The sequence below is a fragment of the Burkholderia sp. BCC1985 genome (assembly GCF_905339915.1).
Classification (GTDB): domain Bacteria; phylum Pseudomonadota; class Gammaproteobacteria; order Burkholderiales; family Burkholderiaceae; genus Burkholderia.
Genome location: NZ_CAJPGY010000013.1, coordinates 131265 through 145764 on the forward strand (window position 1 = coordinate 131265; position 14500 = coordinate 145764).

Genomic DNA, 14500 nt, shown 5'->3' on the forward strand with positions numbered 1-14500 from the left:
CGGCATCCGCGCGCCGCCGCCCGCCTCACCCGGCTGCCACCGTCACCGCCCGCTCGCGCAGCGTCTCCGACGGCCGCTTGCCGAACAGCCGCCGATAGTCGGTCGCGAACTGGCTTAGGTGCCAGAAGCCCCACGCCTCCGCGACGTCCTGCACCGAACCGGCCGCCCGCCCGCACAGGTCGCGCCGCGCGCCGTTCAGCCGCAGCGTGCGCAGATAGGTCGCGGGCGCCATGCCGAGCACGTCCTGGAAACAGTACTGCAGCGTGCGCCGGCTCACGTGCAACTGCTCGCACAGCTCGGGGACGCCGACCGGGCGCGTGCGGTGTGCGAGCACGTACTCGCGCGCCTGCTCGACAATCCAGCGCCGTGTCGACGGGGCGCCGCCCGCCCCGTCGTCAGCCGGTTGCGCGCACGCGTCGAACAGCGCGGCCAGCACCTCGGCCTGCAGGTCGTCGCGCTGTGCGTCGGGCAGCGGCCCGCCCGCGGCCGCCGCGCCGTCGAGGCGGCGGCCGAGCAGCGCGCACAGGCGCGCGAGCCGCGTATCGCCGATCTGGATCACGCGCTGCGCGAACAGCCGCTCGTCGAGCGCACGGTGTTCGACTTCCTCCGCGTAGCGGCGCAGCACGTCGCCACGCACGACCACGCCGTAGATCGAGAACTGCGCGGGTGTCAGCAATTCGAATTCGACGTTGCCGGGCCGGAACGCGAGCGCGCCGGGGCCGATGCGGCACGCATCGACCCGCGCGGTGCCGTCGCTCGTCAGCGGGATGCCGAACCAGTATGCGTCGCCGCGCACCTCGCACGCCTGCCGCAGCAGGTGACTCGTCGATTCGCGAAACAGCTTCATCGTGTCGAGCGGCAGCTCGGTCAGCGTGCCGACGAAGCGGCCGGCCGCGAGCTGGTCGTAGGTCTGCCGCCAGCCGATCAGGTTGCGCGCCTGCTCGTCGGCGTCGTGCGCGACGCTGACCACGGCCTGGCCGGCCAGCGCGTCGTCGCCCTGCGCGCTGCACCGCGTGTCCTCGGCCGTCGGCTCGGCCATGCACTCCACTCGTTGACCCATCATGTTCTCCTCACCCGCCCGGGACCACGTCCAACACGCAAGTCCGGTGCCGATCCGCGTTGTCCGGCGACAAGCCCGTCATTCAACGCCGTGCGGCCGATGCGCGCCATGCGGGCGCACCCGGAGGCGGCATGCCGCGCACCGCGCGGGTGCGGCATGCGTGCCGCCGGCCGCCCGGCGACGCGCTACGCGCCCGGCCGCAACCGCACGACCCGCGTGCCGCAGTTGCCGTACGCCTGCGCAACCGCCAGTTCGACGATCGGACTGCCCGCCGGCCAGGGCGCCGCGTCCGCTTCCGGCAGATCGGTGCGCAACGTCGCGCGGCCGCTGATCCGGTAGCGGATGCCGCGCACGAAATCGATGAACAGCAGCCCGACGCCGCAGCCGTCGCACGCCAGCGCATCGAGCCGGTGGCCGCCGTGCGCCGGCAGCGCGAAGCGCAGCGTCTTCGTGTCGATCACGCGCACGACCGGCCATAGATCGTCGTTCGCGTCGCGCATGCCCTGCACGATGTCGCAGGTCATGCGCGCCGGGGCCGGGCCGCCGCTCGTCGTGCCGACGAACATGAACGGCTGCGATTCGACGAACTGGCGCACACCGATGCTCAGCCGCGTCGTCACGACGTCGCTCATCCGCTCGGCTTCGTCAGCGACGCCGAAGCGGTGATGCGCGTCGAGCTCGCCCGCGTGAAACACCGGGTGACGCGGATAGGATCCGGGCAGTTCTGGCATGCTGGTTTCCGTCGGGGCCATCGGGGTGCGATACGGGCACGATACGGGCGCGAACGCGCACCGGCCGGTGCGAATGCCGACGCCCGTATCGAAGGTCGGAACACGAAAACGGCGAAGTGCCGGACGAACCGGCGCCAGCGCATTGCCGCCTCGCCGCGGACGCCGCCCGGCGGCTGGACAGCCAGCTGCCCGACCGCCGCACCTTCCACGGCAAGCCGGCACCGGACGCGTCGCCGTCGTCCGGCACCGGCCGCCGTACCGGGCAGCGTTGCGCTGCCGCCCGGCCGGCCCCGGCACTTCGCCCCCTGCTGCGGCGATCAGAAGAACCCGAGCGCCTCGGCCTGGTAGCTGACCAGCAGGCACTTCGTCTGCTGATAGTTCGACAGCGCCATCTTGTGCGTCTCACGGCCGATGCCGGACTGCTTGTAGCCGCCGAACGCCGCGTGCGCCGGGTACAGGTGGTAGCAGTTGGTCCACACGCGGCCGGCCTCGACCTCGCGGCCCATCCGGTACGCACGCGTGCCGTTGCGCGTCCACACGCCCGCGCCGAGCCCGTAGAACGTGTCGTTCGCGAGTTCGATCGCCTCCTGCTCGTCCTTGAACGTCATCACCGACGCGACCGGCCCGAAGATCTCTTCCTGGAACACGCGCATCTTGTTGTTGCCGAACAGCATCGTCGGCTTCACGTAATAGCCCGTGCCGAGGTCGGCAGCCGGTGCCGTGCGCTCGCCGCCCGTCAGGCATTGCGCGCCTTCGTCGCGGCCGATGTCGATGTACGACAGGATCTTGTCGAGCTGCTGCTGCGACGCCTGCGCGCCGATCATCGTCTGCAGGTCAAGCGGGTGGCCGCCCTTGATGCGCTCGACGCGCGCGACGGCCTTCTCGATGAAGCGTTCGTAGATCGATTCCTGGATCAGGATCCGCGACGGGCACGTGCACACTTCGCCCTGGTTGAGCGCGAACATCGCGAGGCCTTCGAGCGCCTTGTCGAGGAACGCGTCGTCCTGGTCGAGCACGTCGGCGAAGAAGATGTTCGGGCTCTTGCCGCCCAGTTCGACCGTCGACGGGATCAGGCTCTCGGCCGCCGCGCGCAGGATGTGCTTGCCGACCGGCGTGGAACCGGTGAACGCGATCTTCGCGATCCGCTTGCTGGTCGCGAGCGCCTCGCCCGCTTCCTTGCCGAAGCCGCTGACGATGTTGATCGTGCCGGCCGGGAACAGGTCGCCGATCAGCTCCATCAGCACCAGCACCGACGCGGGCGTCTGCTCGGCCGGCTTCATCACCACGCAGCAGCCGGCCGCGAGCGCCGGTGCGAGCTTCCACGCGGCCATCAGCAGCGGGAAGTTCCACGGGATGATCTGGCCGACGACGCCGAGCGGCTCGTGGAAGTGATACGCGACGGTGTTGTCGTCGATCTCGGAGATGCCGCCTTCCTGCGCGCGGATGCAGCCCGCGAAATAGCGGAAGTGGTCGATCGCGAGCGGCAGGTCGGCCGCCATCGTCTCGCGCAGCGGCTTGCCGTTGTCGATCGTCTCGGCCACCGCGAGCAGCTTCAGGTTCTTTTCCATCCGGTCGGCGGCGGCGAGCAGCAGGTTCGCGCGCTCGGTGACCGACGTCTTGCCCCACTTGCGGCGCGCGGCGTGCGCGGCATCGAGTGCGACCTCGATGTCGTCGGCGCTGGAGCGCGGCACGCGGCAGAACGGCTTGCCGTTGATCGGCGACACGTTCTCGAAATACTCGCCCTTCACCGGCGGAACCCACTTGCCGCCGATGTAGTTGTCGTATTGCTGACGGTACGGGTATTCGACGTCGAGGCCCAGTTGTTTCAGGTCAAACGGGTTCATACATGTCTCCTGTTCATCGTGCTTGTGTGAATGCAGCGCCGGTTGGATCGCGCTGCACGGTTTACGCAACATGCGTGCCAAACCGGGCGAAAACGGAACAGGAGCGGTGCGTCCGGGCGCCCGCCGGGGGCGATGCCGGCGCACCGAACACGAGTGTCCCGATTCTGAACACCGGGACGGCACAGCGGGTACGACGGGTGTTCGGATTTTTCACAGCGCAGATGCGCACGCACCGCTGCGCGCCACGCTCGCCGCATGGCATGTCGCTTGCGTGCGGAACGCGGATCCGCACGCATCGGCCACGCGCCGACCGAACCATGAACCAACCGGGCCCCTTGAGCGACGATGTCGTCGCGTTCATCCATGAACAGGCATTCCTGATCGTCGCGACCGCGAACGCGGCGGGCGACGCCGACTGCTCGTATCGCGGCCGGCAGCCGCGCGCGGACGGTTCGTTCGCCCCGCTCGTCGACCTGCCCGATCGCCGCACGCTCGTACTGCCCGACTTCGCGGGCAACAACCTGTTCAACACGATCGGCAACCTGCTCGTGAATCCGGCGATCGCGCTGCTGTTCGTCGATTTCGTCCGGCAGACGACGTGGCTCGTGCAGGGGCGCGCGACGATCGACGAAGAGGCGGGAAGCCGCGCGCAGCTGTGGCCGGATGCGCTGCGTTATGTGGTCGTTGACGTGGAAAGCGCGCACGCGCGGGCCGATGCGGAATTGCCGCCGCTCGTGCTGGCGTGAGGCGCCGCACCATGCCGTCGTTGCGGCACGGCGCGCGTGCCTGGGCCGGTGAGGCGCTGCGGCCGCTCGTGCTGGCGCGAGTCGCCGCACCATGCCGCCGTCGCGGCAAGGCGGGCGCGCATGGGCCGATGAGGCGCTGCGGCCGCTTGCGCAAACGTGACGCGCCGGGCGAGTCGTCGGTGCAGGAGCGCGCCGGCGCCGTTCCCGATGAGCGTGTGCCCGGCGACGCAACGCTCTACGGTCATTCGCGCGCGGGGCCGATCTTCGGTACGCGGATTCGCGCGATCGCAAAATGCCCGGGCGCGCGGTCCGCGATTGTCGACCTGCGCGCCCCCGACGACGCCCCGCTCACCGCACACTCACCGCCCGCTTGCTTCCACGCAAGCCGGTTCGGTCCGGCGACGCGCCCGCGCGTCGGTATGCGCCTGTTCGCCGTCATCGCCGCGCGCTTCCGCCACTGCCGGCCGTGCACCGAGAAACGCGAACACCACCACCGCACACAGCCCCGTGACGACCGCGAGCCCGATCAGCAGCCGATCGAATGCATGCACGTAGCTCGCGAGCAGCGCCGCACGACCGACGCCCGGCAACCCGGCCGCCGCACCGGCGAGATCACCGGTCGCGAGGCGCGCGGCCGCCCGCAGCGTCGCGTCGGATGTTCCCGTCGCCGCCTGCCGCAAATCGGCGTGCGCGAGGGTCGCCAGCACCGCGCCGGCGATCGCTAGCGCGATCCCTTCGCCCGCCACGCGCGTCGTGCTGAAGATCCCGGTCGCCATCCCCGCGCGCTCCTTCGGCACGACGCTGACCGACAGCCCGTCCATCAGCCCCCACGGCATGCCGGCCCCGACGCCGATCGCGAGCATCGGCGCGATCGCCGCCGGCCCCGCGCCGCCGCGCAGCGCGACGCCCAGCCATACGAGGCCCGCCGCCGCGAGCAGGAGCCCGAGCCCCGAGATCACGCCGGCCGACAGCCAGCGCGTGAGCGTCGCCGCGACGAGCGGCACGACGAGCATCGGCGCGGAGATCGCGAGCATCAGCCAGCCCGCGTCGATTTCGCTGAAACCGTCGATGCCGATGAAGCGCAGCGGCAGCACGACGAGCAGCACGATGTAACAGCAGCAGGTCGACACCGGCAGCACCTGCACGCCGACGAAGCGCGGAATCCGGAACAGCGAGAGGTCGAGCATCGGCCGCGCGACGCGCGTCTCGATCGCGACGAATGCGCACGCGCCGAGCACCGCGCCCGCCAGCAGCACAACGACGAGCGGATGCGTCCAGCCGCGCGCGGGTGCCTCGATCACGCCGAACGTGAACAGCGTGAGCGCGGCGGTGAACGCTGCGGTGCCGGGCCAGTCGAGCCCCGTCGCATGCGGATCGCGCGACTCGTGCATGCGCGGCAGCCCGAACCCGAGCGACGAGGCGCCCGCCGCCGCGCCCGTGACGAAGATCGCACGCCAGCCACCGTGCGCGATCAGCCAGCCGGCGAGCACCGGCCCGAACGCGAGCCCGATGCCGAAGGTCGTGCCGAGCAGGCTGAACGCACGCGTGCGCGCCGCGCCGTCGAACTCCTGCGCCAGCGCGGCCGTGCCGCCCGCGAGCGCCGCGGCCGCCGCGAGCCCTTGCGCGCCGCGCAGCAGGTCGACCGCGAGCATCGACGGCGCGAACGCGAGCGCAACCGACATCAGCGTGAAGCCGCCGACGCCGATCGCGAACAGGCGCTTGCGGCCGAACTGGTCGGCCAGCGCGCCCGCCGCCATCAGAAAACTGCCGAACGCGAGCATGAACGCGTTGGTGATCCAGTTCATCGCGACCGGGCCGCCGTGCAGGTCGCGGCCGATCGCGGGCGTCGCGACCGCGCCGCCCGAAAACGACAGCGGCAGCGCGACGGCGGCCATGCAGACGGCGGCCAGCACCCACGCGCGCCGGCGTGCCGACGTGGCTGAATCGGCTGAAAACGGGTGATCCATCATTGCTCCTCGAAAAGCCGGCGCGGATGCGCCTCAAGCGCGATCAAGGATAATTTCGATTCAATCACCGAAAAACAATGCGTTGCTCCGTATATAACGGACTAAAATTCCTCAATTCACCGCATCGCATCCGCTCGCCCGCCTACGTCGATGGAAAACCTGAACGGCATCGCCGCCTTCGTCCGCACCGCCGAAGCGCTCAGCTTCGTCGCGGCCGGCCGCGCGCTCGGCATCTCGGCGTCCGCCGTCGGCAAGACGATCGCGCGGCTCGAGCAGTCGCTCGGCGTGCGCCTGTTCAACCGCACGACGCGGCGCGTCACGCTGACCGACGAAGGGCGCCATTTCTATGAACGCTGCCAGCGGATCCTCGAGGATTTTCGCGACGCGGAGGCGACCGTGACGGCCGCCGCGCAGCGCCCGCGCGGCAAGCTGCGCGTGAGCCTGCCGGTGATCGGCTATCGGTTCCTGCTGCCGGTGCTGCCCGAATTCAGGCAGCGCTATCCGGACGTCGAGCTCGACCTGGATTTCAACGACCGGATGGTCGATGTCGTCGAAGGCGGCTTCGACGCTGTGATCCGCAGCGGCCCGCTGTCGGACTCGCGCCTGATGTCGCGGCGGCTCGGCCCGTTCGCGTTCGTGCTGTGCGCGACGCCCGCGTATCTTGCGCAGGCCGGCACGCCGCGCGCGCCGCGCGATCTCGAAGCGCACGATTGCGTGCGCTACTGTTTCCCGACCACCGGCAAGCTGCAGGACTGGGCGCTCGCCGCCGACGACGGCACGCCGCTGAAGCTGCGCACCGCGATGACCTGCAACAACATGGAAGCGCTGCGCGGCGCGGTGATGGCGGGGCTCGGCATCGGCTACATGCCCGATTTCCTCGCGCGCGACGCGCTGGACACGGGCGCGCTCGTCACGGTGCTCGACGACTACCGGATCGCGCCGGGGCAGTTCTCGATCGTGTGGCCGTCGAGCCGGCAGCTGTCGCCGAAGCTGCGCGTGTTCGTCGACTTCCTGTGCGAGCGGCTGTTCAAGTAGACGGACGGCGCGGTCGCGCGATCGATCCTCAACGATCAGCACCAATCCGCGCCAATCCGCCTCAATCCGCGCCGATCCGCTCCGCTTCCGCCTGCGGCAACAGCGCATCGCTGTCGTCCTTCAGCCCGACGCCCGTGAGGCCGAGCCGGCGCGCGTGCGTCATCAGGTAGTGCAGCTTGTGCGCGGCCGCGGCGTGCGGCAGCCCTTCGGGTCGCACGTTCGAGATGCAGTTGCGCAGCGCGTCGTGGCAGCCGACCTTCGGCGCCCAGGTCAGGTACACGCCGAGGCTGTCCGGCGAGCTGAGCCCCGGCCGTTCGCCGATCAGCATCGCGACGACCTGCGCGCGCAGCAGTTCGCCGATCTCGTCGCCGAGCGCGACGCGCGCCTGCGTCGCGACCACCACCGGGCCGATCCGCCAGCCGTCCGCTTCGAGCCGCGGGCACACGGCCTGCAGCAGCGGCAGCGCCTGCTTCGCGGCCGCGAACGCCGACAGCCCGTCGCCGACCACGAACACCACCTCCGGCGCGTCGTCGAGCGCCGCGCCGTAGCCGGCCAGCAGCGCGCGTCCGTCATCGGACAGCTTGCGGCCGAGATCGGGCCGGCGCAGGTAATGCTGGCGGTCGGGCGCCGCGCTCTGCACGCCGAGCGTCGCGAAGCCGGCCGCGTCGATCTCGCGGCGCAGCGCGTCCGCGTCGAGCGGCTGGTGCACCGCGTCGCGCGCCTGCGCGTGCGACAGGTTGAACGCGAGCAGCGGCGCGGTCGGCAGGCTGCTGCCCGCGCGGCCGAGCGCGATCCGCGCGTTCGTGAACGACTTCAGCTGCGCCCACGGGTTCTTTTCGACGGCGTCGCTCATGCCGAAATCCCCATCCAGTCGTTCGCGCCCGCGAGCAGCGGCACGCGCGGGCTCGCGGCGCGCAGCGCGCCGCGCGCGTCGGCGATCTCCATCGTCTCCAGCCATTCCTCGAACTCGGGCGCGCGGCGCAGGCCGAGCACCTCGCGCACGTAGAGCTGGTCGTGAAACGACGTGCTTTGATAGTTCAGCATCACGTCGTCCGCGCCCGGGATGCCCATGATGAAGTTGATGCCGGCCGCGCCCAGCAGCGTCAGCAGCGTGTCCATGTCGTCCTGGTCGGCTTCCGCGTGATTCGTGTAGCAGATGTCGCAGCCCATCGGCACGCCGAGCAGCTTGCCGCAGAAGTGATCCTCGAGCCCCGCGCGGATGATCTGCTTGCCGTCGTACAGGTATTCGGGCCCGATGAAGCCGACCACCGTGTTCACGAGGAACGGATCGAACTTGCGCGCGACCGCATACGCGCGCACCTCGCAGGTCTGCTGGTCGACGCCGAAATGCGCGTTCGCCGACAGCGCGCTACCTTGCCCCGTCTCGAAGTACATCAGGTTGTTGCCGACGGTGCCGCGCTTGAGCGACAACGCGGCCTCGCGCGCCTCGCCGAGCAGCGCGAGCGAGATCCCGAAGCTCGCGTTCGCCTTCTCGGTGCCCGCGATCGACTGGAACACCAGGTCGACCGGCGCGCCCTTCTCGATCGCCGCGATCGTGTTGGTCACGTGCGTGAGCACGCACGACTGCGTCGGCACGCCGTAGCGTTCGCGGAACCCGTCGATCATCGCGAGCAGCTTCACGATCGCCGCGAGGCTGTCGGTCGCCGGGTTGATGCCGATCATCGCGTCGCCGCAGCCGTACATCAGCCCGTCGAGCATCGACGCGGCAATGCCCTTCACGTCGTCGGTCGGATGGTTCGGCTGCAGCCGCACCGACATCCGGCCGGCCAGCCCGACCGTGTTGCGAAAGCGCGTGACGACGCGGCGCTTGCGCGCGGCCGCGATCAGGTCCTGGTTGCGCATCAGCTTCGACACGGCCGCGACCATCTCGGGCGTGAGGCCCGGTGCGATCCGTTCGAGCGCGGCGCCGTCGGCCGCCGGCGACAGCAGCCAGTTGCGGAAGTCGCCGACAGTGAGGTGCGAGATCTCCGCGAACGCGGCCGCGTCGTGATCGTCGAGGATCAGGCGCGTAACCTCGTCGTGTTCGTACGGAATCAGCGCTTCGTTCAGGAACGCCTTCAGCGGCACGCCCGCGAGCGCGATCTTCGCGGCCACGCGCTCCTCCTCGCTCGCCGCCGCGACGCCGGCGAGCTGGTCGCCCGAGCGCAGCGGGCTCGCCTTCGCGAGCAGCGTCTTCAGGTCCGCGAAACGGTACGTGCGCGGACCGATCGTCTCCGTGTAGGACATCGTTCGAATCTCCTTGCCAGTCCTTGCCTTGCCTGACGCCGACGGCGCGCCCGTTCGACGGGGCGCGCCGCATGCCGTCACGAACGGCCGTTCGGGTCGGCCATCCTCATTCCTCGAGCAGCGCGTCGCCCGGTGCGCTCGCACGCTGCGAACGGGTCGCGAGGAAGTACGCGTAGCCGAGCGCGAGGAACGCGACGAACACCATCGCCACCAGCCCGTTGAAGTACACCATCGTCGCAAGGCAAATCAGGGCTGCAACGATCGCGAACGCCGGGAAGAACGGGTACAGCGGCGCGCGGAACGGTCGCTCCAGGTTCGGCTGCGAGCGGCGCAGCTTGAACAGCGCCGCCATGCTTACGATATACATCACGATCGCGCCGAACACCGACATCGTCACGATGTTCGCGGTGAGCGTCTGGCCGCCGAACTGGATCAGCTCGTCGCTGTAGATCGCGGCGATGCCGACCACGCCGCCCGCGAGAATCGCGCGATGCGGTGTCTTGAAGCGCGGATGCACCTTGCCGAGCCATTCCGGCAGATAACCTTCGCGGGCCAGCGCGAAGATCTGGCGCGAATAGCCGAGGATGATCCCGTGGAACGACGCGACGAGCCCGAACAGCCCGAGCCACACGAGCATGTGCATCCAGCCGCTGTTCGCGCCCACGATGTACTTCATCGCCTGCGGCAGCGGGTCGTTGATGTTCGCGAGCTTGGTCCAGTCGCCCGCGCCGCCGGCGAATACCATCACGCCGATCGCGAGCGTGACGAGCGTCAGGATGCCGGCCACGTACGCGATCGGGATCGAGCGCTTCGGGTTCTTCGCCTCCTCGGCGGCCATCGCGACGCCTTCGATCGCGAGGAAGAACCAGATCGCGAACGGGATCGCGGCGAACATGCCGTGGAATGCGCCGACGCTGAAATGATCGGCGCCCGACCAGCCGCCCTTCATGAAGTTGCTCCACGCGAAGCCCGGCGACACGACGCCCATGAACACCAGCAGCTCGAAGATCGCGAACAGCGTGACGACCAGCTCGAACGTCGCGGCGATCTGCACGCCGACGATGTTCAGCGCCATGAACACGAGATACGCGCCCATCGCCGCGTGTTTCGGTTCGAGCCCCGGAAACTGCACATGCAGGTACGCGCCGATCGCGAGCGCGATCGCGGGCGGCGCGAACACGAACTCGACGAGCGTCGCGGCGCCGGCGAGATAGCCGCCCGCCGGGCCGAACGCGCGGCGCGCATACGCGAACGGGCCGCCCGCGTGCGGGATCGACGTCGTCAGCTCGGTGAAGCTGAAGATGAAGGTGGTGTACATCGCCGCGACGAACAGCGCGGTGACGACGAAACCCAGCGTGCCGGCGCTCGCCCAGCCGTAGCTCCAGCCGAAGTATTCGCCTGAAATCACGAGGCCGACCGCGATGCCCCACAGTTGCCAGGTCCCGAGCGTCTGCTGCAGCGCGGGCTGGCCGGACGACTTGGCGCCGGCGGCGGGCCGGCCATTCGACTCTGCTTCCATCGGATTCTCCTGAAAGGCGCCGGCCTGCGGGCCCGCGCGACTGAGAATCGATGCTAGAGAGTCATTAAACGACGTGTTATCGAAATTCGGCAAAGATGACGGCTGACGTTTCGCTGACGGCAACGGTGGGCGGTGGGTGGCTCTCCACGAGCGTCATGCACACACCGTCCGGCCGCGCGAAGCGGCCGGACGGCCGACGCGTCACCAGCGTTACTGACCGCCGCCGCGCTGGTTGAACCAGCGGTCGAGCAGCTTGCCGGCCGCCTCGCGGCCGCCGAGGCCGAACGACAGCGCGACCGCCACCGCGATCGCGCCGAGCACGAGGCCGAATGCGAGCTGCACGATCTCGTTGGCGATGCCCATCGCGCGCAGCCCCATCGCGAACACCAGGCCGAGGATCGCGAACTGCGCGATCCGTGCGAACAGCACGCTGTGCTCGCGGTCGGCCTGCTCGATCACGCGGCGCGCGAGGCCCGCGAGCCACACGCCGATCACGAGGATCACGCCGCCCGTCAGCACATGGCCGCCGAATTCGATGAACAGCGTGACGACGTCGCGCACCTGCGTGAAGCCGAGCCGGTTCGCAGCCTCCACCGACGCGAACAGCATCGCGAAGAACACGATCAGCCGCGCGACCAGCACCGACGGCTGCAGGATCCCCGAGAACACGCGCTCGACGCCGAGCACGGCCGGCAGCCCGTCGGCGCCGGCGGCTTCCAGCAGCTTCTGCGCGAGCGACGCGACGAAGCGCGCGAAATAGAACGTGACGAGCACGATCACGATCGCCGCGACGATGTCGGGCACCGCGCCGAGGAACTGGTTCAGCATGTTGGTGGCGGGAATCGAGATCGCGTCGATCTTCAGCGCGTCGAGCGCGGAGATCAGCGTCGGCACGAACACGAACACGTAGACGATGGTGCCGATCAGGCTCGACACGCGCACCGGCGTCGGGCTGTCGAGACCCTGCGTGAGGCGATCGGCGCCGGCGGCAACCAGCAGGTTCGTCACGAGGCCGCGCAGCACGCGCGCGACGACCCAGCCGACGAAGCCGATCACCGCGGCCGCGAACAGGTTCGGCACGATCGCGAGCAGCCTGTCGACCATCCCCTGCACCGGCGACAGCAGGCCGGACAGCGCGAACGACGCGAGAATCGCCGGCAGGAACATCAGGATCACGAGCCAGAACAGCACGTCGCCGAGATAGCCGCTCATCGGCTGCATGCCCGCGCTTTCGGACAGCTTGTCGTCGACCTTGCTCGCCTTCAGCGCACGGTTCGCGAGGCTGCGCAAGAGCGACGCGATCAGCCACGCGATCAGCGTCAGCGCCGCGCCGCCGATCAGGTTCGGCAGGTAGTTGACGATGTGGGTGACGAGCAGCGAGAACGGATTGGACACCGCGTACAGGTTGAGCACGTTGAAGATGCCCACCGCGGTGACGAGCAGTACGAGCCAGAACAGCCCGCCGGCGATGATCCGCTCGACGCACGCGCCCTGGCCGGTGCTTTCGTTGATCCGCTGATCGACCTTCAGCGCGTTGAGCAGCCGGAGCGCGCCGGCCCGCACCGCGACGGCGATCAGCCAGCCGATCACCAGGATGCCGATCGCGCCGGCAATCTTCGGCAGGTATCCGCCTAGCGTGGTCTGCAGCGACGTGATGAAGCTGGAAGCATCCATTTCTTCTTCTCCCGAAAAACGTGGCGTTGCGATTGAACATCGACGAACTACCTGCGTACTTCGAAAACCGTGCGTTGCCGCCCCAAGCAACTTACCCGAGAAAAATGACGCGATCACCCGATTTCACCGTCTTTAACTTTAGACATATCTCGACGGGGACGAGACCCCATTTCGGCGAAATTAAAAAGGGGCGGATTCGGTGCGCCTACGCATCTCCGCAAGATTTATCAATCGGCGGCGTGCTACCGTGACGTCGATTCCTGCCGGGGGACGCACGCATGACCGTCGACACGAAAGCCGAAACGCGCGCGTGGGCCCGCTATGCAGCACGCATCGCGCGCGTTCACGACCACATCCGCACGCACCTCGACGACACGCTCGACCTGAACCGGCTCGCCGACATCGCGTGCCTGTCGCCGTATCACTGGCAGCGCGTCTATCGCGCGCTGTACGGCGAGTCGATCGTGCTGACGGTGCGGCGGATGCGGATCGTGCGCGCATCGGAGGACCTCGTCTGCACGGCGCTGCCGCTCGACGCGATCGCCCGGCGCGCCGGCTACGGTTCGACGCACGCGTTCGCACGCGCATTTCGGGATGCTTACGGCGTGCCGCCCGCGCAGCACCGGCGCGCCGGGGTCCACCGGCCGGTCTATCCGTTACAGCGAGGAGAGGAAGACATGTTCAAGCATGAAGTCGAGATCCGGCGGCAGCCGGAATTGCGCGGTTATGCGGTGGCGCATACGGGCGCTTACCTGAAGGTCGGCGACGCGTTCGGGCAGATCGGCGCGTGGGTCGGGCAGCACGGGTTGATCGGCCCCGGCGCGAAGATGATCGGGATCTTCTACGACGATCCGGACACCACGCCCGAAGCGCAATTGCGAGCGAAAGCGTGCTTCGTGCCGGCTGGCGGCGCGCCGGACGTCGAGCCGACGCCGCCGGTCGAGCGCATCACGATCGCGGGCGGCGAGTATGCGGTGCTGCTGCATACCGGGCCGTATGCGGACCTCAAGACCGCTTACCAGTGGCTGTATGGCGACTGGCTGCGTCACTCGGGCCGCGAAGCCGCGGACGCACCGCCGTTCGAGCTGTATCTGAATACGCCGATGGATGCGGCGCCGGCCGACCTGCGCACCGAGATTCATTTGCCGCTGCGTTGAGCGGCAGGTCCCGGGTTCGGGGGCTCGAGGGCTCGAAAGCTCGGAGCGAGCCCGCACGCCGTGGCCCGGCGACGCCCGTTGCAGGCGCCACGCCGCCCTTGGAGATCGGCCGTCACGCCGGCATCGAGGCCGACGATCGAGCCTTACCCGGCCTGCGTGCCGCAGCCCGGACAGAAGCGCGCGTCAGCGGCCAGCGCCGCGTGGCAGCGGCTGCATGCCTTGCCCCGCTGCGCTACACCACACTGCGCGCAGAAGCGCGCATCCGCCGCGTTGATGGCGCCGCAGCCCGCACAGGCGAGCTGACGCAGCGGCACGTTGCTGCTCGTGCCGCCCTGCGCGTCGGCCGACGGCTGCCAGCCCCAGCCGTGACGATCGCGGCCGCGCGCATCGTGGCCGCCATGGCCTTCCCGGCCCGCTCCGCCATGATGCCCGCCGCTACCGTGGCCGCTTCCTTGCCCACCGCCATGACCGCCACCGTGGCCACCCAGGATCCGTTTCAGAAAGCTCATCGCCCGCTCCT

12 protein-coding genes are annotated in these 14500 nt (G+C 69.4%); 3 read left to right on the top strand and 9 right to left on the bottom strand.

What is annotated here, in order from left to right; genetic code table 11:
• Nucleotides 1–25 precede the first annotated feature (25 nt).
• From U4Z31_RS15855 to U4Z31_RS15865, 3 genes are all read right to left on the bottom strand, one after another.
• Nucleotides 26–1060, bottom strand: a complete 1035-nt coding sequence (locus tag U4Z31_RS15855) for a helix-turn-helix domain-containing protein (protein WP_321810770.1) — start codon at nucleotides 1058–1060, stop codon at nucleotides 26–28.
• Between the two features lie 185 nt (nucleotides 1061–1245).
• A complete protein-coding gene (locus U4Z31_RS15860) occupies nucleotides 1246–1791 on the bottom strand; it encodes a hypothetical protein (RefSeq protein ID WP_321810771.1) in 546 nt (181 codons plus the stop codon).
• A gap of 317 nt (nucleotides 1792–2108) precedes the next feature.
• Nucleotides 2109–3635 carry an aldehyde dehydrogenase family protein gene (locus U4Z31_RS15865; protein ID WP_124486843.1) on the bottom strand — a complete coding sequence of 509 codons (1527 nt, stop codon included), beginning with the start codon at nucleotides 3633–3635 and terminating at the stop codon, nucleotides 2109–2111.
• A 317-nt stretch (nucleotides 3636–3952) separates the two neighbouring features.
• Here U4Z31_RS15865 and U4Z31_RS15870 point away from each other — a divergent pair, with 317 nt between their 5' ends.
• Nucleotides 3953–4381 (top strand): pyridoxamine 5'-phosphate oxidase family protein, encoded by a 429-nt coding sequence (locus U4Z31_RS15870; RefSeq protein WP_124486842.1) that lies wholly within the window; start codon nucleotides 3953–3955, stop codon nucleotides 4379–4381.
• A 359-nt stretch (nucleotides 4382–4740) separates the two neighbouring features.
• On the opposite strand, the gene U4Z31_RS15875 is transcribed toward U4Z31_RS15870, so the two are convergent.
• Nucleotides 4741–6348 carry an MFS transporter gene (locus tag U4Z31_RS15875; protein WP_321810772.1) on the bottom strand — a complete coding sequence of 536 codons (1608 nt, stop codon included), beginning with the start codon at nucleotides 6346–6348 and terminating at the stop codon, nucleotides 4741–4743.
• A gap of 150 nt (nucleotides 6349–6498) precedes the next feature.
• On the opposite strand from U4Z31_RS15875, the gene U4Z31_RS15880 reads away from it, so the two are divergent.
• A complete protein-coding gene (locus U4Z31_RS15880; RefSeq protein WP_321810773.1) occupies nucleotides 6499–7383 on the top strand; it encodes a LysR family transcriptional regulator in 885 nt (294 codons plus the stop codon).
• A 61-nt stretch (nucleotides 7384–7444) separates the two neighbouring features.
• Here the strand turns inward: U4Z31_RS15880 and eutC are convergent, their stop codons facing one another.
• The 4 genes from eutC to U4Z31_RS15900 form a co-directional block, all read right to left on the bottom strand.
• Nucleotides 7445–8236 (bottom strand): ethanolamine ammonia-lyase subunit EutC, encoded by a 792-nt coding sequence (eutC, locus tag U4Z31_RS15885; RefSeq protein WP_044848389.1) that lies wholly within the window; start codon nucleotides 8234–8236, stop codon nucleotides 7445–7447.
• Complete coding sequence (locus U4Z31_RS15890) at nucleotides 8233–9630, bottom strand: ethanolamine ammonia-lyase subunit EutB (protein ID WP_321810774.1); 1398 nt, start codon at nucleotides 9628–9630, stop codon at nucleotides 8233–8235. The genes eutC and U4Z31_RS15890 overlap by 4 nt, the downstream gene beginning before the upstream one ends.
• Nucleotides 9631–9736: 106 nt before the next feature.
• Nucleotides 9737–11149 (bottom strand): ethanolamine permease, encoded by a 1413-nt coding sequence (eat, locus tag U4Z31_RS15895; protein ID WP_321810775.1) that lies wholly within the window; start codon nucleotides 11147–11149, stop codon nucleotides 9737–9739.
• A gap of 210 nt (nucleotides 11150–11359) precedes the next feature.
• Entirely contained in the window at nucleotides 11360–12823 is a 1464-nt protein-coding gene (locus U4Z31_RS15900; RefSeq protein WP_044848392.1) for a mechanosensitive ion channel, read from the bottom strand.
• Between the two features lie 278 nt (nucleotides 12824–13101).
• Here U4Z31_RS15900 and U4Z31_RS15905 point away from each other — a divergent pair, with 278 nt between their 5' ends.
• Nucleotides 13102–13980 carry an AraC family transcriptional regulator gene (locus U4Z31_RS15905; protein ID WP_321810776.1) on the top strand — a complete coding sequence of 293 codons (879 nt, stop codon included), beginning with the start codon at nucleotides 13102–13104 and terminating at the stop codon, nucleotides 13978–13980.
• Between the two features lie 143 nt (nucleotides 13981–14123).
• Here the strand turns inward: U4Z31_RS15905 and U4Z31_RS15910 are convergent, their stop codons facing one another.
• A complete protein-coding gene (locus U4Z31_RS15910; RefSeq protein WP_321810777.1) occupies nucleotides 14124–14489 on the bottom strand; it encodes a zinc ribbon domain-containing protein in 366 nt (121 codons plus the stop codon).
• Between the last annotated feature and the right edge of the window lie 11 nt (nucleotides 14490–14500).

Bases quoted from the DNA above. Each gene is read 5' to 3' on its own strand.
- U4Z31_RS15855 (WP_321810770.1), bottom strand. From the start codon at position 1,060: ATGGGTCAACGAGTGGAGTGCATGGCCGAGCCGACGGCCGAGGACACG.
- U4Z31_RS15860 (WP_321810771.1), bottom strand. From the start codon at position 1,791: ATGCCAGAACTGCCCGGATCCTATCCGCGTCACCCGGTGTTTCACGCG.
- U4Z31_RS15865 (WP_124486843.1), bottom strand. From the start codon at position 3,635: ATGAACCCGTTTGACCTGAAACAACTGGGCCTCGACGTCGAATACCCG.
- U4Z31_RS15870 (WP_124486842.1), top strand. From the start codon at position 3,953: ATGAACCAACCGGGCCCCTTGAGCGACGATGTCGTCGCGTTCATCCAT.
- U4Z31_RS15875 (WP_321810772.1), bottom strand. From the start codon at position 6,348: ATGGATCACCCGTTTTCAGCCGATTCAGCCACGTCGGCACGCCGGCGC.
- U4Z31_RS15880 (WP_321810773.1), top strand. From the start codon at position 6,499: ATGGAAAACCTGAACGGCATCGCCGCCTTCGTCCGCACCGCCGAAGCG.
- eutC (WP_044848389.1), bottom strand. From the start codon at position 8,236: ATGAGCGACGCCGTCGAAAAGAACCCGTGGGCGCAGCTGAAGTCGTTC.
- U4Z31_RS15890 (WP_321810774.1), bottom strand. From the start codon at position 9,630: ATGTCCTACACGGAGACGATCGGTCCGCGCACGTACCGTTTCGCGGAC.
- eat (WP_321810775.1), bottom strand. From the start codon at position 11,149: ATGGAAGCAGAGTCGAATGGCCGGCCCGCCGCCGGCGCCAAGTCGTCC.
- U4Z31_RS15900 (WP_044848392.1), bottom strand. From the start codon at position 12,823: ATGGATGCTTCCAGCTTCATCACGTCGCTGCAGACCACGCTAGGCGGA.
- U4Z31_RS15905 (WP_321810776.1), top strand. From the start codon at position 13,102: ATGACCGTCGACACGAAAGCCGAAACGCGCGCGTGGGCCCGCTATGCA.
- U4Z31_RS15910 (WP_321810777.1), bottom strand. From the start codon at position 14,489: ATGAGCTTTCTGAAACGGATCCTGGGTGGCCACGGTGGCGGTCATGGC.